At 61.3% G+C, this 15,872-nt stretch carries 17 protein-coding genes; 6 read left to right on the top strand and 11 right to left on the bottom strand.

Going from position 1 to position 15,872, the window contains the following annotated elements:
• Window positions 1-86: 86 nt before the first annotated feature.
• Window positions 87-224, bottom strand: a complete 138-nt coding sequence (locus tag FGW20_RS05655; protein ID WP_276832671.1) for a hypothetical protein — start codon at window positions 222-224, stop codon at window positions 87-89.
• Window positions 225-647: 423 nt separating this feature from the next.
• Between FGW20_RS05655 and FGW20_RS05650 the strand changes: the two genes are divergently transcribed.
• The 3 genes from FGW20_RS05650 to FGW20_RS05640 all read left to right on the top strand — a co-directional run bounded on the left by FGW20_RS05650 (window position 648) and on the right by FGW20_RS05640 (window position 2,078).
• Window positions 648-1,286 carry an HVO_A0114 family putative DNA-binding protein gene (locus tag FGW20_RS05650; RefSeq protein WP_301677122.1) on the top strand — a complete coding sequence of 213 codons (639 nt, stop codon included), beginning with the start codon at window positions 648-650 and terminating at the stop codon, window positions 1,284-1,286.
• A gap of 3 nt (window positions 1,287-1,289) precedes the next feature.
• Complete coding sequence (locus FGW20_RS05645) at window positions 1,290-1,742, top strand: HEPN domain-containing protein (protein ID WP_301677121.1); 453 nt, start codon at window positions 1,290-1,292, stop codon at window positions 1,740-1,742.
• A 120-nt stretch (window positions 1,743-1,862) separates the two neighbouring features.
• Window positions 1,863-2,078, top strand: coding sequence for a hypothetical protein (locus tag FGW20_RS05640; protein WP_301677120.1), 216 nt, complete (start codon window positions 1,863-1,865; stop codon window positions 2,076-2,078).
• 56 nt (window positions 2,079-2,134) lie between these two features.
• Here the strand turns inward: FGW20_RS05640 and FGW20_RS05635 are convergent, their stop codons facing one another.
• From FGW20_RS05635 to FGW20_RS05610, 6 genes are all read right to left on the bottom strand, one after another.
• Window positions 2,135-2,881, bottom strand: a complete 747-nt coding sequence (locus FGW20_RS05635; RefSeq protein WP_301677119.1) for a hypothetical protein — start codon at window positions 2,879-2,881, stop codon at window positions 2,135-2,137.
• Window positions 2,882-3,227: 346 nt separating this feature from the next.
• Window positions 3,228-6,404 carry a hypothetical protein gene (locus FGW20_RS05630; protein WP_301677118.1) on the bottom strand — a complete coding sequence of 1,059 codons (3,177 nt, stop codon included), beginning with the start codon at window positions 6,402-6,404 and terminating at the stop codon, window positions 3,228-3,230.
• Window positions 6,401-7,405 carry a hypothetical protein gene (locus FGW20_RS05625; protein WP_301677117.1) on the bottom strand — a complete coding sequence of 335 codons (1,005 nt, stop codon included), beginning with the start codon at window positions 7,403-7,405 and terminating at the stop codon, window positions 6,401-6,403. The genes FGW20_RS05630 and FGW20_RS05625 overlap by 4 nt, the downstream gene beginning before the upstream one ends.
• Before the next feature lie 281 nt (window positions 7,406-7,686).
• Window positions 7,687-7,896 (bottom strand): M13-type metalloendopeptidase, encoded by a 210-nt coding sequence (locus FGW20_RS05620; RefSeq protein WP_301677116.1) that lies wholly within the window; start codon window positions 7,894-7,896, stop codon window positions 7,687-7,689.
• Window positions 7,897-7,985: 89 nt separating this feature from the next.
• Window positions 7,986-8,480 (bottom strand): hypothetical protein, encoded by a 495-nt coding sequence (locus tag FGW20_RS05615; protein WP_301677115.1) that lies wholly within the window; start codon window positions 8,478-8,480, stop codon window positions 7,986-7,988.
• A gap of 100 nt (window positions 8,481-8,580) precedes the next feature.
• Window positions 8,581-8,913: a hypothetical protein gene (locus FGW20_RS05610; RefSeq protein WP_301677114.1), complete on the bottom strand. Its 333-nt coding sequence runs from the start codon at window positions 8,911-8,913 to the stop codon at window positions 8,581-8,583.
• Window positions 8,914-9,100: 187 nt separating this feature from the next.
• Here FGW20_RS05610 and FGW20_RS05605 point away from each other — a divergent pair, with 187 nt between their 5' ends.
• The 3 genes from FGW20_RS05605 to FGW20_RS05595 all read left to right on the top strand — a co-directional run bounded on the left by FGW20_RS05605 (window position 9,101) and on the right by FGW20_RS05595 (window position 11,307).
• Window positions 9,101-9,592 (top strand): PRC-barrel domain-containing protein, encoded by a 492-nt coding sequence (locus FGW20_RS05605; RefSeq protein ID WP_301677113.1) that lies wholly within the window; start codon window positions 9,101-9,103, stop codon window positions 9,590-9,592.
• 94 nt (window positions 9,593-9,686) lie between these two features.
• The gene (locus tag FGW20_RS05600; RefSeq protein WP_301677112.1) at window positions 9,687-10,946 is read left to right on the top strand and encodes a chloride channel protein; all 1,260 of its coding nucleotides are present in this window, start codon (window positions 9,687-9,689) and stop codon (window positions 10,944-10,946) included.
• Window positions 10,947-11,046: 100 nt separating this feature from the next.
• Window positions 11,047-11,307, top strand: a complete 261-nt coding sequence (locus FGW20_RS05595; protein ID WP_301677111.1) for a DUF3303 domain-containing protein — start codon at window positions 11,047-11,049, stop codon at window positions 11,305-11,307.
• A gap of 7 nt (window positions 11,308-11,314) precedes the next feature.
• Here FGW20_RS05595 and FGW20_RS05590 read toward each other — a convergent pair whose 3' ends face one another.
• From FGW20_RS05590 to FGW20_RS05575, 4 genes are read right to left on the bottom strand one after another with little or no spacing between them, the layout of a single operon-like run.
• Window positions 11,315-12,103, bottom strand: coding sequence for an ABC transporter ATP-binding protein (locus FGW20_RS05590; protein ID WP_301677110.1), 789 nt, complete (start codon window positions 12,101-12,103; stop codon window positions 11,315-11,317).
• Complete coding sequence (locus tag FGW20_RS05585; protein WP_301677109.1) at window positions 12,103-13,155, bottom strand: FecCD family ABC transporter permease; 1,053 nt, start codon at window positions 13,153-13,155, stop codon at window positions 12,103-12,105. The genes FGW20_RS05590 and FGW20_RS05585 overlap by 1 nt, the downstream gene beginning before the upstream one ends.
• 10 nt (window positions 13,156-13,165) lie before the next feature.
• On the bottom strand, window positions 13,166-14,374 hold the full coding sequence (locus FGW20_RS05580; protein WP_301677108.1) for an ABC transporter substrate-binding protein: 1,209 nt from the start codon (window positions 14,372-14,374) through the stop codon (window positions 13,166-13,168).
• Entirely contained in the window at window positions 14,371-14,886 is a 516-nt protein-coding gene (locus FGW20_RS05575) for a hypothetical protein (protein ID WP_301677107.1), read from the bottom strand. Before FGW20_RS05575 ends, FGW20_RS05580 begins: the two co-directional genes overlap by 4 nt.
• Window positions 14,887-15,872 lie beyond the last annotated feature (986 nt).

The following is a 15,872-nucleotide window of genomic DNA, read 5'->3' as shown; positions in this document are numbered from 1 at the left end:
GAACACCGTTGCCAGGAGGGGGACACCCGCTCGCACTTCTCTGTATCAGCCCTTAAGTGAAAAAACGATTTGAAATTCCGGGCGGCTCACTTTATCTTTTTCTCGAGCTTCTTGAGTTTCTTCTTGGCGGCCTGGCTGCCTGCAGCCGCCTGCTGCGCGAGTTCTTCTGCCTTGGCCTTCTTTGCTCTGTTTAGTTTCTCCATTTGTTTCTTGCTCGTCGGCATACAGTAAACCTCGCTACGTCTTTGAATGGTTCTATTTGCCGTTTTTCATCATATACATATGCTTGTCGTGGTACCAGCCGGGAAAACTCCAGGGAAATGAAAGATCCGCCTGTTCAACAGATATGGGGCCCGCCGCTCCCGGCACCGGACTGTGGCCCTGCACCCGGTCTGCCGGTAAAATGAACTTCAGAGGGCGATGCTATAGGGTCGTTACGTACAATTCGTGCAAGCCCCTCCTGCACAAATGCCCGACTCACGCTTTATCAGTGATGATACGGTTGTGAGAGCAGGAAAAAATTGATGCAGCAGGCTGCTGCACAAACACCGCCCCCGGTTACACCCGCCTGAAACTGAAACCCCACCAGGATATCTTTATCTGTATCGTTGACATATATCCAACAACCGATGAGAGAATATCAACATATGTTGAATGTAACTCAACAACGAGGTAATCCCACCTGGCGACACCCGCACAACAAGACCCCGGAGCCCACCCCGGCCGGGAACCTCCACCCCTGGGACTTCCTGGACGGTTACAACTCGCTCTTCCGGAAGTCGTCGTTGATCCTCCTCGTCGTCCTCGGAAGGGCATACACGAATAAGTTCCACGTCCGGGAACTCTCGCGGATGGTGGAGCGCGACGTCTCGCTCGTCAGTAAAAACCTCAAAGACCTGGAGGCGATGGGTCTGGTCACCCGCGAAGACGTGGGAAACCTTGCCTTTTACCAGGCGAGGATGGAGAGCGTCCTCCTCCGGCAGACGAAGATCTGGTTCACGCTCCTGGAACTGCAGCCCCTCGTCCGCGACCTGCAGGAGGTGACGACGAGTGCCGTCCTCTATGGCAGTTGTGCACGAGGGGAAGACACGTCTGCGAGCGATATCGACCTCTATATCGAGACCGCCGAAAAAGAACCCGTCCGGGAGGTGCTGGAACGGCACCGGGCTGCCCTCTCGCGGGAACTCTCCCCGGTTGTCCATACCGCGGACGAAACCTATCGATTAAAGACCGAAGATGCCCCATTCTTCGATAGTATCCGGCAGGGGATTGTTCTTAGCGGGTGAGGGATGTCATACAGGTTTCAGGACTGCGTGAGCCGCCGGGGTGTAGTTAAACGGCCCGCGAGCAGGGGAACGGTCGAGAAGGAGCTAGCCGAAGCGAAACGAGATCTCGATTCGGCGAAGAACTCCCTCTGTGACTCGGACTTCAAGTGGACGATCATCAAGGCATACTACTCCATGTTCCACGCCTGCAAATCGCTGCTCTTTAGTGCCGGGTACGCCGAGAAGAACCACGAGTGCCTTATCGCCGCCATCGAAGAGCTGTTCGCCGACAGAGGGCTGCTACCTTCTACAGTTGTCTCCGACCTCCGGAGAGCGAAGACCGCACGGGAGGCCGCCGACTATGGCCTGACGTACGGCGAATCCTCTGCAAACGGAACTGTGCGCGATGCAGAGCAGATTTTCGAGATCATCTCCGGCTATCTTGCAGAAGAGGGGTTCGGGACGCCCTCCCCGTGATCGCCGCGAGAGGTGCCCGGCGGAGGTGGGAAGAGTGCATCGGAATCCGGTTTGATAGGATTAGACCGGTAAGAAACCGCGTATGGAAAGATTATTCCATCAACGTCCGCAATCCTGAATATGGATCCCGGAGGCCATCCCGTAACAACAATATGCTGTCCGGACTGCAATGTTCCGCTCCAGGTTACGGCCGAGCACCTGAAAGAGAACAGACCGATCGTCTGCGGCGGCTGCGGCAGGATCGTGGCCCTTCGCGGCGCCGACGGATCGGTTGAAGACCGCCTAAAAGAGTTCAGGGCGGCGGTTGAAGACCTCGACCGCAACATGAAGCGCTGACCGGTTCGGTCGTAGCGATAAAAATAGCCGGAGGAGGGCTCCTCCCCCATATCTCATTATCCCCGGGCCCCACCGCCGGTTGGGGTATTGACTTCAAATCCCAGAGCGCGTGCAAGGGAACTACTTAGATCGTTGAAGAAGGTGAAGACCGGTTCGAGCAGCTCCTGGGGTTTCGCTCTTTGCTCAACGCTGAGTATCCCTCCCTCATAGATCGTCCTTGTCCCGGAGTCCCAGATCTCAACGGTCACCACACCCTCTCTGATAAACAGGGTATCGCCGACAAGCAGGCTATCTCCTCTATATACAGGAAAGATCCGGGCATTTCTAAGGATCTCCGCTCTGCCCTGAATAGATGTCACCGTTCCTGCTTCAGTTTGTCCGTAATCCACGTAAATTATCCCGCTGCCCGACGGGGTTTCCGTCACCTCGGGAGTCGCCGCCTGTCCGGAACCGCCGCCTGCCCGTTCGATCAGGACCGCGGTTCCCCCGGTGCCTCCGCCGAGCATCGTCGTATCGCTCCTGTCGACCAGCTGTATATCCGCAAACGAGCCGCGCTGCAGGGTGATGATATCCTTATGGCGCAGCGTGTCGCCCACACCGGCAGGCTGAACGCTCGTGCCGCGTGTAATGGTGATGGAATACGCACCGACATCCGAAGCCGGGGTGATCGAGACGATCCGACCGAGAACGGTCTCATCCGTGTAGACCTGCAGTGTGGTATGCGAGCCGGCCTGCGCCGCTGCCGGCGGAACGCAGAGCCCGAGGATGAGAAGGAGAAGGCAACACTTCGATAGGGATTGCATAATAGTGAATGAAATATCTCGTATAAAAAAAAATATAGTAAACAGAGACGCCGGATGTGAATAATATTGGCATATTATGGGGCTCAAGGAAAAAGAATATCGACAACCGGCGGCATCCCGGTAAAGAATATGGAATCCGCAATGATCATACGGGATCACGAAACCACATGACGCCGTCCCGCAGTGCCCCCCTCTTCGAGCAACGGCTGCACCGTATACTCGCCGCAGCCGGAGGGACTCCCCCGACCGCCCTTCCGGAGAGCCGGCTCTCTCAACCACTCATTCGGCGGTTCGCGGCGGCGATCTCCGTCGCCGCAGCGCCGGACAACCACTTAAAAAAAGAAGATTATCCGATCCGCTGGTTGGTCTTCGGATCCATGTAGAGCGGGTCGCGCAGTTCGGAGGCGGCCCCCGGCTCCGCGGTTGGGAACGGGAACGCCTCGTAGAGCGACGTGAAGATGTACTCCAGGAGTTTGTCGGCTGCTTTGATCGGGTCTATGACGACGTACCTGTCTATCTCCCGCTCCGAACCGGGGACATCCACCGTCACCTTCACATAGAGGGTCTCGGCAGCCGCCGTTCCTAGTTCCTCCGTCACGTAGGATGCACCGGCGCCGAAGAGCCCTTCCACGTAATTCTGGAGGATGGGGCCTACCGCTACGTCTTCCGTGAGGGTGTTCACGCCCGGAACCGCGAGTTTGCCCTCGGGCATCATGTCCTCGAGCATCTTGACCGCCGAAGAGTCCAGGAGCCTGGAGATGCCCGATTTCGGGTCGTTGACCTTGCCCTTGAGGAAATCGCCGAACTTGTTCGAGAAGAACTCGAGCGAGATGTCGGAGAACGACGAGATGATCGCGTTGTATAGGCTGCGTTTGCCGTTCTCATCGAGATCGAAGGAGTAGTGGCGCACCAGGTTGAAGACGCAGAGCCCCGCGATCACCTGGGCGAGTTTCTTCGGGTTCGTCTTCCCGATATCCTCGAAGCACGACTTGGTGTAGTTCTCGATCATCTCGGAGATGTGCACACCGACCTTGATATCGTCCCAGTTCACCCCGTTGCCCATGAAGAGGTCGGCCGAGATCTCGCCGATCAGCTCGACCGTAAGCTCCTTCGTCGGGGTGAGGATCGCCTCTCCCGCAGGCCCCGTGTAGACGGTCATGAGGTAGGAGAACGCCTGGTCGCCGAACCACTTCACGACGGAGAGGAAGGAGATCCAGTCGTCCATGGTCTCGGCGGTCTCCATGAAGTCCGCCGATTCCTGGGTGTAGTAGACGATCGAGTCGTAGACGATCTTCTTGCTCATCAGGCGGAGCTCGGCGGCAGTGAAGTTCTGCACGTTCTCCCGCAGGAACCGGGCGGTGTCCGGATTGATGCCGAACTTCTGGATCCTCTTCTTTAAGTTCGCAAGTTCGGTCTCGCGGTCCTTGCGCACCCCGAGTTTGTCGCCGATGAGGCGGATGGGGAGATCGAGTTCGTAGGTCTCGCCACCGTAATCGCAGGTGATCGGGAGCGTCAGGAAGTAGGGGTTCCTCTCGTCCTCACCGATCTGCTGGGCGGGGGTGAACTTGTAGGCCTTGTTGGTGTTGTCCGGCTTCTTCTCGATGGTGTACTTGAACCTCGAAGCAAGGACCTCCGTTCTCTGGTCGGTTCCCTTGAGCTCGCCGAACTCGGGCGCGTAATCCGTCCCGTCCAGGAGTTTCACCACTTCCTTCCCGTTCTCGTCCACCCTGACGGCGAGGTTCACGATGAACCCGGTCGGTTGGACGTCGTCCTCTTCCGTGTCGAGATCGTCGTAGGCCGCGAACCGGGCGTGCCCTTCGTCGTCGTAGACAACGTCGGTGACGCTGATGCCCTCGGGGTAGAAGATCACCGTGAACGCCTCCTCGACGACCCTGTCATCCTCGGTGGTGGCGATGACCCTCGCGCCGTATCTCGTCACTTTTGCCCCTTTCACGGGAAGCGTGCTCGTGTTGACGATCTTTGCGATGTAATGCGTATCGTCGATCTTCTCTAAGGAGCTCGTGAACGGCGCTTCGTCGAGTTGCGTGATCGTGACCTCTTTGGGCGGCTCGATGAAGTCGACGAGTTCGACCTCGACGTCGTAGGTCATCCCGTCGCCGTAGAGGACGTTCAGCCGCAGGTCCATGGCCTCCCCCTGCTCGGGGAACGTGACTCTCGGCTCACCGATGATCCGGAAGTGGATGTTGTTCGTGAACGACCCGCCCTTTCCGGTGTAGGCCACCTTGACGATCCCCTCTTCCGCGAGTTCGTTCTCGTCCGCAGATACGAACGCTCCCATGTAACTGCCGGTGAACGTCGGATCTTCGACCCGGAGGCCGCCGCCGGAGGTTATCGAGAGCGTCGCGGTGAGGTCGTCCCGCTCGATCGTCTCGCCTTCCGCGGTGATCTCGATCATCTGGGCGTAGATGGTCTCGGGGCTCTTCCCGCAGACGATGTAATCCTCAAAGTCTTTGCGGATCCTCATCCGGTAGGTACTGGTGCGCTCCGTCTCGCTGCCGCCTTTGCCGCCGCCGGCCGCCGCTGCAGCACCCGCAACCGCGGCTCCCGCGGCACCGATCCCGGTTATAACCGCGAGCGGTATGCCGTAATCGCTCTCACCGGCGCCCCCGCCCGGGGTGTTTATTGAGAAGGCGCCGCCGCCGTAGCCGCCGAAGACCTCGTCATAGTTCCCGACGATGAGCGTTGCCTTTGCGTTCGCCGCATCGGCGATCACCGAGTCCACGACCTTGTTCGCATCCTCGTACGCCTTCCTCATCTCGGAGAGTGCTATAGCTACCTGGTTCTCCGAGGGATACGGATCATACGTCAATGACCGGCCGTTGTCATGTTCGAGGCCGACATGACCGCGCAACCTGATGTGGGCGAGCCCCGAGCCCGCCGGGTAGAAGTCCTCACGGATCACGTAGTAGGTGAACGTGTTCTCCAGGTGGTTGTCCGCGACGTTGCCCGCCCGGTTGAGATCGTCCGTCAACTCGCGCACGCCGACGACGCGGTGTCCGTTTATGGTCGTATCCACGTACTCGATCTCAGCACTGGAACTCTTGACCGATTCTTCGAGAACAGTCTGTAAGTAGCCGGCATACTCGCCCACCGTCCTGTACTTCGTGGTAAGACCGAACTCGGTGAAGATGTAGCGGCCGGCGGTGACTTCTCCCGTAATCTGCCTGATCTCGCCGCCCCCTACGTCGCCCTGGTAGGTGTAACTGTAGACATCTGTCGGAATCTCGGTCAGGACAAGCCGTTCCGCCTCGGGGTCTACCTTCCCGAGGTTGCCGATGATCAGCAGCGTGTTCTCGGTCGCAAGAAGTTCGTCCGTTCCTTTCCTGTAGACGCCGATCGGCATCTCGACGACGAACCCCTCGTCTTCCATGCTGTGGATGTACTTGCTCGCCAGTTTGTAGTCGTAACTGTTGGTATCGGTGAGCGAATAACTCGCAGCCGCGGTTCCACAGAGGAGTGAGGCTGCAAGGAGCACGAGCAGCAGTTTCGTCATCGGCCTCATGCCGGGACGCCTCCTGCCTGCTTCTGAACGGTGACCATGAGGACGGCGCCGGCCGCCAGGAGGAGGAACCCGGCGATGTAACAGGTGTACCCCCCGAAGATGGAGAGGACGACGCCGAGAGCAAACCCTCCGGCCCATCCCGCCATCACGTGCGTGACCAGCCCGGAGTCGGCCCTGCCCTCTTTCGCAAAGGCTGCGGCAACGACCTGCCGCACGCATCCCGCCCGGTTCGCCAGCGCGCGGGCCGCGATGAGGAACGCCACAACCCCCACCATGCAGTTCATGATCGTCGACGTTCCCGCAAGGAAGTTGTAGACGAAGAGGGCCGCGCCGCCGCCGCCGAGAAGAGGAGAGATCGACGCGGCATCCCATTTTTGTCCGGAGAACTTTGCAGCAAAAGAGCGTACGTTTGAGACAATACTATCACCGGAGATCCCTCCGACGATGAGCAGCGTCACGAAGTAGGCGATCAGGCCCTTCCCGATGAGGCCGCCAATGAGCCCCGGCACGCCGCCGGAGAGCCCGCCCCGCGCGAATGTCAGGAAGGAGAGCGACTCCACGGGAGCCGAATTGAGTCCTATGGCCGGAAGTATGGTCAGTGCCAGCCAGACCAGAGCCATGGTTCCTGCGGTTATCAGGAGTTTCTTATTCTGCAAACCGCTCTTGAATCCGTCGATTCTCTTGTGCACGCATCCTTTCACGACCTCGCCCGCAGAATGTTTGACCGGTATCCAGGCTGCATCGTCCGCAGCACCGGACACGGAGAGTTCACCGGAGAGCACGCACTCGCCCGCTTCCGTTGCTGCACGGGCCTCGCCGTCCCGGGCATAGGTTCCATCGTCCGTACGCGAAGATGCCGCAGATTCCTCGCGCATCTCCCTGATACCTGCTGAAACATTGGCCGATGCAGAGTCAATCACCACGGTTGCCTTATCGGCAGCAACGGATGCGACCTCCTTGCACCTGCCAAAAATTTCGTTCACTTTGTCGTCGTTTGCCATTGTTGCTCAACACCCCTGGAAACTTGGCTGTTTTGACAATATCTGGTATATTTCCTCCAGAATCCATGATGTCGTGAAATCAATGATTTTTTCCAATGGAAAATATTATATCATTGGTTTGGATGTATTTAACACATACTAATCATGCCGCCCGGGGGAGCCGGCAGGTCGCGGGGGCGATGGCGACAGGAGATCCTGCCCGATGACCCGGGCACGCCTCCCCGTTCTGCCGCAGAACACGTTTTAGAAGATAGACGAGAAAAAGAGTATTCTAACACCCGTCACCAGATGACGGGCCTCTCCTCGACCTCCCGGTAGAGGGCGTCGCCGGGCCGGATCTCCGGGAAAGCCTCGTAGAACTCCGGGAAAGCCTCGTAGAACTCCGGGATGTTGAAGAGGACGCCGTTCACCCGGAACTTCTCCGGGGAATGGGGTTCGGTCAGCACCCGGGCCGTGCGCTCTTCACCGGCAAGAAGAGGCGGTCGGGGCATATCCGGGCCCAGGCGATGCAGGCGAGCACGGAGGAGGACTGGTGGCGGGGCAAAAGGGGGGGCGGCCGTACCCCCATCCCCGCTCAACCCTACCTCCCACCCGCCACGCTCGCCGCCCGCTCTGTCAGCCACGCGTAAAACTTCCGGTGCCAGAACGGGGCGTCAAGAGGCCGGGAGAGCGATTGCCAGGCTGCCCAGACCACCTTATCAGATATGCTCTGCCACTCGCCCGCCCGCTTGACCATGTCGTCCGCCGGCTGCCCGATCGCGTGCAGGATCTCGTGCCAGATGCGGAGGACGAGCGCTTCGTCGTCCCTGTCCGCGCGTGTGACCCGGACGCTCGCCCGCATATGCATCCCGCCTCCGAGCGCCCGGGCGGGGATGTCGTCGTCGAAGACGTAGACAGCTCCTTCCGGAACCGGGAACGGGAAGCCTTTCCACATCGGATCCTTCTGGTCGAAGTAGCGGACCTCCGGGGTGCCTGTCCGGACGGTGAACTGAAAGAAGGGCGGGATAAGGCCCAGATGCGGTTCAAGCCTCCGCCGCAGGTCTTCGGTCTTGAAGAAGAGGTCGAAGTGAGGCATCAGGTGCGCATAGATGCGCGTGCAGATAAATCATGGGGTCTCTCCGGGGAGGAACCCCGGCGCAGCTGCCGGGTAGCGTCCCGGGATACTCGCCGGCCGGTTATCCCTGGTCGCCGCCGGGGAGCGACCCCTGCGTGAGTTCCTCCTGCCGCTCGTCGATCCAGGCCTGGGTCCAGACCCGGAGATCGCTGATGCTCGCGGTTCCCTGCTGATCGCGCTTCATCCGCAGGTGATTCTCAAGTTCGTCGGCCATGGCAAATATCAACGCCTCAGACGCTTCTTCCGGCAACGGCCCCTCAGCACGCAGGCGAGCAGCGCCCAGGTTGAGAAAGTGCTGCAACTCGCCTGTTGTCTGAAGGATCGTGGTGAGATCCAGTTTGACAGTAGGCCCCATGAAGAGGGAATTGACGCACCCGGTAATAACTTCATCCATTTCAATCAGGCCCTGAATATGGCTTTTCCTGGTGTACAAGGGTTTTTGCGGTGCTCATTCGGGCAGGCTCCCTCCCTACCCGGAGACCGGGCTGCCCCCCGGCCGCGGCGGGCAAATCATTTTAAGGACTCCCGGCACTCAGTGCACGCCCCCCGGTGTGGGGCGTGTCCCCCCGGATACGGGGGCGATGGAGATGAAGAAGATGCAGGAGAGATCGGAGGTAGTTCTCGAGCGCAGGGCACGGACGGCCGGCGAAGAATGGTTTATGTCGGCCGACGATATCCTGGACAAGAACGTGATCAACCCGCAGGGAGACGACCTCGGGGAGATCTCGGATATGCGAATCGGGTTCCCCGAGGGCAAGGTAAAGTACCTGGTACTCAGGTACGGCGGCGTGCTCGGCATGGCGGCAAAAAGGTTCGCCGTCCCGCCGGAATCCGTGATTTACCGACCCGGGGACGACAACTTCGTCGTGAACATCGACAAGCAGCGGCTGGACGATCTGCCGGGCTTTGAGGAGGACAACTGGCCACGGGAAGCTGATTACAGCCTCATCCAATCGGCCGGAACCATGACTCCCCCGACCCGCGAGGAAGCGGAGGCCATGAAGCGGGAAGAGCCCCCACCATCCGAGGTCGTGACGACAGAGCGTGTCGAGACGCGGCCCCGGCGGAGGTAACCCCGGACAGTGTGTCCGGGGAACGGCTGCTTTTTTTCGGCTGTCGGGTGGAACCGACAGCACGATTACCTGGAACGGTGATGCCGTGCCCGCGATGCCTGCCCCTGCAGACGCCTCAGGGGCGCGGGCCGGCAGCCGTGAGAGAACCCCGGTTCTCTGGCAGGTCGTCCTCATCGCTGTAGTCGCGATCGTCTTTACAGTCGCGTATCTCAGTCTCTACGGATTGCTTGACAACGCCGTCTGGTCGGAGGACGGCTTCATACACGGCGCCCCCTGGGCGGTTCCGGCCGGGGTGCTGCTCTTCTCGCTGCTCGTCGGCCTCTGCCGCAGGTACCTGCACGCACCCGATGTGATCCACGGTGGGTTCAGCGAATCGCTCAAAGGCGGGGGTGAGAGACCCAATTACCGGACGTTTCCCGGCGCCCTCCTCTCGTCGCTCTTCTCGCTCCTCTCCGGGGCAAGCATCGGGCCGGAAGGAACCATCACCGTTCTTATCGGCTACGTCTCCTCGTACTTCCGCGACCGGCTCAGGATCGGGTCGCCCGGGGCCGCGCTCGGGTTCGACGTCGCCGCCCTGGCATCGGCGTTCAACGGCATCATCGGCAACGTGCTCTTTACGGGAGTGTTCGCCACCGAGTTCCAGATCGGCGGGAACAAAAACGCTTTCCGGTTCCTCACCTGGAACCTGCTCGCCGGCACCGTCGGCTACCTCTTCTACCTGCTCCTCGGGCTCCCCTCCTTTGCCCGGAGTATCCCGTTCGAGCCGATCGGCGGGCTGCATCCCGGCTACATCCTCTGCGCGATCATCCTCGGCATCCTCGGCTCGCTCCTCGCAGTTTTTGCGGGAGTCGCCATGCAGGCCGCCGGGAAGGTCATGGATCGGGCGTTCGGGGATATGGTCGTCACCCGTGTCCTCGCCGCCGGGGTGGTCATTGCGTGCGTCGGCTACTTCGTCCCGGAGGTGCTCTTCTCCGGGGAGGCCCAGATCCACGGGATCATCGCCGACCCGGCCCGGCTCGGGGTCGGGATGCTGTTCGGCTTAGCAATCTTAAAGATCCTCCTGCTCGCGCTCTCGTTCAAGAGCGGGTACATCGGCGGCCCGCTCTTTCCCATCATCTTCTCGTCGACGCTGATCGGGCTTGCCCTGAGCCTTGTCTTCCCGGGCATCCCGGTCGGCGTCTTCGTTCTCTGCATCGAGGTCGCAGCCCTCACCCTCGCCCTCGGGGCGCCCCTGACATCCATCCTTCTGGTCACGGTCGTGGGCACAGCCGACCAGTACACGGTCGTGCTCCTCGTGATCTCCGCTGTGACCGCCATGCTCATCTCTGCCGCCGTGAAGGGGCGGTCGGCGTAACGGCCGGTTCCGCCCTGCACCAGGTATTTATACCCGGAGCCCGTTGACGCCGATTGCCCGATCCGGCGCGCCGGGCGGGAGACAAAATGGGTGGTTTGGCATGCAGTTTATGAGTATCTTCACCTGGGAGCCCGGGAGAACCGGCGAGGTCATGGAGATGCGGGCCGTGGAGAAGACCCCTGACGGGATGATCGTGATCAACGAGTGGATCGATCTCGGCAGCAACATGGTCTTCAGGCTGGTCGAGGTGGAGGATCCCGCAGCACTTCTAAAAGCCGGCTCTCCCTGGGCCGATCTCGGCTACACCGAGATGCACCCGGTCATGGAGGCGCAGGAGGCGCTGAGGCACCTGGGCGGGTAGGGGAGTCTCAAACCCCTTCCCGCAGGCGTCCCGGCCTGACCGGAACCATGTATGGCGCCGCGAGATCCCGTTTTACGACTGCCCTGATGCCGTAGACATTCCTGAGCATCTCTTCACTGAGCACCTCTTCCGGAGCACCGTAGCCGTAGACCAACCCGCCCTTCAGCACGAGCAGGCGGTGGCAGTAGGTTGCCGCCAGGTTCAGGTCGTGGAGCGCGATGACGACCGCGAGCCCCTTCTCCTCGGCAAGCCCGTGGAGGACTTCCATGACCCCCATCTGGTGGCAGACGTCCAGGTTGCTCGTCGGTTCGTCGAGGAGGATTGTTCCGGTCTCCTGCACGAGCGCCCGGGCGATCATCACCCGCTGGCGCTCTCCGCCGGAGAGTTCGGCGACTTTACGGAGCGCGAGGTCACGGAGGTCAAGGAGGTCGAGCGCCGCAATCACCTTCTCCTCGTCGGTCGCGCTCACCTTCCAGTTCAGGTAGGGCCGCCTCCCCATCAGGACGGTCTCAAAGACCGTCGCCGCGGTCCGGTTCCCGGTCGACTGCGGCACGTAGGCCATCGCCTGCGCGACCTCGCGCCGGTGCATTGTGCAGATCTCCCGCCCGCCAAGCATCACCCTGCCCCTGTCCGGGGTGAGCATCCCGTCGACGCACCGGATAAGCGTTGTCTTCCCGCACCCGTTCGGCCCCACGAGCCCGAGTACCTCGCCTGCGTCGGCCGAGAAGGTGATCCCGGAGAGCACCTGGCGGTCGTGGTAGGCAAACGAGAGGTCGTTTACCGATATCAGCGCCATCAGGCATTCCTCCGGTGCATGAAGAGATAGATGAAGAACGGCACCCCGAGGAACGCCGTCACGATCCCGACGGGAAGAACCTGCGGCGCAAGGACGCTCCGCGCGACGCTGTCCGCACCGAGGAGGAGGAGTGAACCCACGAGGCCGGATGCGGGGAGGAGCGTGCGAAAATCTCCGCCGATGGCCATCCTGGTGATGTGCGGGGCGACGAGCCCGATGAAGCCGATCGTCCCGGTGAAACAGATGATCACCGCGGTGATCAGGGAGGCGATTATCATGAAGACGATCATCGAGCGCTCCACGGGCACCCCGAGACCGGCCGCCACCTCGTCTCCTTCCGCGAGGGCGTTCAAATCCCAGGCGCGGTAGAGGAGGTAGGGTATGGTGCAGGCGAGGACGAGGCTGACGATGGCGAGTTTGGGCCAGGTGGATTTGTCGACCGAGCCGAACGTCCAGAAGACCACCGCACGGAGTTGTTCGGCGCTGCCGACGTACTGCAGCAGCGACGTCACCGCGGAGAAGAGATACATGATGGCGATGCCGGCGAGAACCATCGTCTCGGAACCGATCCCCCGGTAGCGGGCCATCCCGTAGATGGCGAGCGCGGCAAGCAGGGCGAAGAGGAAGGCGTTGCCGATGACGAGGTAATCTCCGCCGACGACCCCGGCGCCGAGGACGATTGCGATCGAGGCGCCGGTGGTGGCCGCTGAGGCGACTCCGAGGGTGAAGGGGCTCGCGAGCGGGTTTCGGAGGATCCCCTGCATGACACAGCCCGCCACTGCGAGCCCGAATCCGGCACAGACCGCGAAGAGCACCCGGTGGAGTCGGTAATCCCAGACGATGATCTCGGCCATCTCCGGGGCGGTGAATGTGCCGGGGAAGAGCCCGGCAAGGATCGCGAGGTAGGATTCGGCCACGGTGTAGTCGGCCGACCCGAGCGTGACCGCGACACCGATCAGGATGACGAGGGCGGCGAGGAGTCCACCGACGAAGGCAGTACGGGTTCGCTTCAGCCGGGCATATCCTTCCTGGATGACGACGCTCTGGTCCATGGCGCACCGGTCACGGGTAGACGAACGTCCCTTCAGACGCAAGATCGAAATCGATCCCCTGGAACTCAGTGAGGTAGCGCTGGTGGACGGTGTGCGGGTCGAGGTCGGCGAACCGGTCGGGGTAGAACCACTTCGCGAGGTAGGCTGTCCCGATGAAATGCTGGGCGCCGCCGAGGATGTCGGAGTGGATGACGTGGACGCGACCGTCCTTCACCGCGGTGATCCTCGACCACCCGGGCCGCTCGACGAGCGCCGACCGGATCGCATCGAGTGCTTCGGGGTCATGCCCCGCGTATCCGCCGACGGTCAGGCCCTGCCCGGCCAGTTTGACGACGACCTGCGGGTCCGCGACGATGATCGCCTCGGGGTCGACGACGGGATACTCCGCGGTTCCGATGGCGAAGGGGTTCTTCCCGCCGGCGAGTTCAGTCTTCTCGTTGTAGCCCGCGCTGGCGGCAACGGTCGTGTAGTCGAACCAGTACTCGAAGTAGATCCGGGTCCTCTCATCATCCGGGATTTCGGTCGTGCCGTCCTGGATCTGGGCCATCGTCGAGCCGTAGAAGGAGGCGAACTCCTCTCCCCGCTCGGTTTCGTCGACGATCGAGGCGATGGTGTGGATCTCGTCCACATAGGTCGCGGGCTTGAAACAGTCGAACCGGAAGACCCGGATCCCGGGGCTGCTCGCTTCGAGTCTCCTCTGGATATCGTCGCAGGCTGCGGTGCTGATCGTCGCGTAGAGGAAGACCGCGTCCGGCCGGACGGAGAGAACCTTCTCCATATCGGGGGACCATATCGACCCGACGTTCGCCTTCTCCCGGCACTCGGGGAAGAACGTGTTCTTCTCGTGACTGTACTTGTCGACGGCGACGACCCTGTCCATATCGAACCCGAGCGACCGGAGGGTCTCGAGGGACTCGCCGCTGAAGGTCACGATCCGCCGCAGGGGGCGGTAGAGGGTCACCGTCTGCCCCGACGAATCGGTGACTTCACGCGGTTTCCCGTCCCAGCGGGCGTAGACCCAGGCGGCGTCCTGGATATCAGTTCGGTCGAGTTCTCCCGCTCCGCCCATGTAGGTGACGGCGAGGTAAGCGAGGGCCGCCGAGGCGTATTCACCGGAGGTAAGCACCTCGTCGCCGTCGGCGTCCCCGGGGATCCCGTCTGCCGCCGAGGCCGGGACGGCGAGGAGCAGGAGGAGAGCGAGGAAGGGCCAGGGCTTCATCGCCGACCACCCCATCCGGCGATGAAGAGGGCGGCAACCGCCGCAAGGGCCGCAACTGGCGATGCGGCCTCCTGTGCGGCAGGTTTCTCCCCGGCGCTCTCGGCCGCCGTCTCGATGCCGTCCACCGCGACGTGCGAGGGGGCTACCTGCCCGTCCGACTCACCGAGGAAGTCCTCCCAGGTTCCGGTGATATCCCCGCTCCCGGAGGCGGGGGCCGTGACGGAGTAGGTTATCGCGGTATCGTTCATCACGGCAAACCCGATGCTCTGGCCCCGGACGGTGACCCGGTCGTCCGGGTGCTCGGTTCCCGTGAAGGCGTAGCCGGCCGGCAGCGTCTCGACCACCCCACCGAGGTCGATGCCGTCGATCGAGAGCGAGATATCAAAGACCTCCCCCGCCCCCGGTTCGGCGGTCGAGAGCGTCCGGGTGACCGGAGCGCCGCAGACCACGGCCGGGATGAATAGAGACAGGAGAAGGAGGCAGAAAAGACGGTTTGCCGGGAGACCTATCATGGGTTCTCGTTTGTCGATCAGGTAATATGAATGTTTCTTATTGTGCTAACAAGTCTGAAGATCGGGTATCCGGGAGTATATTGAGGTGCTGCCCCGGGTGGAATGGTGCATCGCAGGACGCACTGGTGAGGGGCGGGTGGGTGCTGGAGTTCGGGAAAGCATGGTCTGTTGAAATGCTTTCCCCAACCTCCGGATAATACCCGGTTACCAATAGGGATCGGTAGTGTGTCGAAAACGTATGGATAATTTGAGGTTATTCGACCTCTGGTGGAGGATTTCAACAAAACCGAAATTTAGGCCTTGTTGAAACCCCCTTGCTCAAGATGGCTGCAGTCAGGGTTCACTCAGAGGCACGGTTTTCCACCGGGTTGCGCACGTGCGGTGCTCGTGCTCCGGATGTTCACACCTTCGGTGCTCACGCTCCCGCCCTGGCGGCCGGTCGCGTAACGAACCATCGCAATCGCCACGCACTGCCCGCCCCCCTGGGGGCGGGAGGAGCGCGAAGCGCGGGTGGTGGGGGTTACAGAGATCCATTACAACGTGGAGACTGGGGAGGGGGAGACCCCCTTCGCACCTAACGGTGCTCAAGCTCTGCTCCTTCGGAGCATCGCACTCCTCGTCAGCCCCACCCCTGCGTGGCGATAAACGACCGGCGGCACGGCGGGAGTTCGAGCACCGAAGGTGCGCAGGCCACCACGGTCCACTGCATGAGGACATGCCCGAGAAAAAAGGTCAGCACAGGGACTGGCCTGGTGTGGCACCACCCTCATCAGGGAAAAGATGAAGATCGGAACAGGTTTTCAACAGGGCCGACAAGCATGGTCCTGAGCATGGGAGGGTCCGGGGCATGCTACATAGTGAGGTCATCCCAATACTCTCGCAATCATGACGCTGCATGCCAGGTGAATCAGTCCCATGAATGAGGTCTCATAGCGTTCATATCTGGGAGTAATCTTCTTAAATGCTTCAATCCAGCTGAAGAACCG

This window comes from Methanoculleus methanifontis, assembly GCF_030464365.1.
Classification (GTDB): domain Archaea; phylum Halobacteriota; class Methanomicrobia; order Methanomicrobiales; family Methanoculleaceae; genus Methanoculleus; species Methanoculleus methanifontis.
This window is presented reverse-complemented; position numbering and strand designations above follow the sequence as displayed.

Excerpts from the sequence above, each read along its gene's own strand:
- FGW20_RS05655 (WP_276832671.1), bottom strand. The coding sequence starts at position 224 with ATGCCGACGAGCAAGAAACAAATGGAGAAACTAAACAGAGCAAAGAAG.
- FGW20_RS05650 (WP_301677122.1), top strand. The coding sequence starts at position 648 with ATGTTGAATGTAACTCAACAACGAGGTAATCCCACCTGGCGACACCCG.
- FGW20_RS05645 (WP_301677121.1), top strand. The coding sequence starts at position 1,290 with ATGTCATACAGGTTTCAGGACTGCGTGAGCCGCCGGGGTGTAGTTAAA.
- FGW20_RS05640 (WP_301677120.1), top strand. The coding sequence starts at position 1,863 with ATGGATCCCGGAGGCCATCCCGTAACAACAATATGCTGTCCGGACTGC.
- FGW20_RS05635 (WP_301677119.1), bottom strand. The coding sequence starts at position 2,881 with ATGCAATCCCTATCGAAGTGTTGCCTTCTCCTTCTCATCCTCGGGCTC.
- FGW20_RS05630 (WP_301677118.1), bottom strand. The coding sequence starts at position 6,404 with ATGAGGCCGATGACGAAACTGCTGCTCGTGCTCCTTGCAGCCTCACTC.
- FGW20_RS05625 (WP_301677117.1), bottom strand. The coding sequence starts at position 7,405 with ATGGCAAACGACGACAAAGTGAACGAAATTTTTGGCAGGTGCAAGGAG.
- FGW20_RS05620 (WP_301677116.1), bottom strand. The coding sequence starts at position 7,896 with ATGCCCCGACCGCCTCTTCTTGCCGGTGAAGAGCGCACGGCCCGGGTG.
- FGW20_RS05615 (WP_301677115.1), bottom strand. The coding sequence starts at position 8,480 with ATGCCTCACTTCGACCTCTTCTTCAAGACCGAAGACCTGCGGCGGAGG.
- FGW20_RS05610 (WP_301677114.1), bottom strand. The coding sequence starts at position 8,913 with ATGGATGAAGTTATTACCGGGTGCGTCAATTCCCTCTTCATGGGGCCT.
- FGW20_RS05605 (WP_301677113.1), top strand. The coding sequence starts at position 9,101 with ATGGAGATGAAGAAGATGCAGGAGAGATCGGAGGTAGTTCTCGAGCGC.
- FGW20_RS05600 (WP_301677112.1), top strand. The coding sequence starts at position 9,687 with ATGCCTGCCCCTGCAGACGCCTCAGGGGCGCGGGCCGGCAGCCGTGAG.
- FGW20_RS05595 (WP_301677111.1), top strand. The coding sequence starts at position 11,047 with ATGCAGTTTATGAGTATCTTCACCTGGGAGCCCGGGAGAACCGGCGAG.
- FGW20_RS05590 (WP_301677110.1), bottom strand. The coding sequence starts at position 12,103 with ATGGCGCTGATATCGGTAAACGACCTCTCGTTTGCCTACCACGACCGC.
- FGW20_RS05585 (WP_301677109.1), bottom strand. The coding sequence starts at position 13,155 with ATGGACCAGAGCGTCGTCATCCAGGAAGGATATGCCCGGCTGAAGCGA.
- FGW20_RS05580 (WP_301677108.1), bottom strand. The coding sequence starts at position 14,374 with ATGAAGCCCTGGCCCTTCCTCGCTCTCCTCCTGCTCCTCGCCGTCCCG.
- FGW20_RS05575 (WP_301677107.1), bottom strand. The coding sequence starts at position 14,886 with ATGATAGGTCTCCCGGCAAACCGTCTTTTCTGCCTCCTTCTCCTGTCT.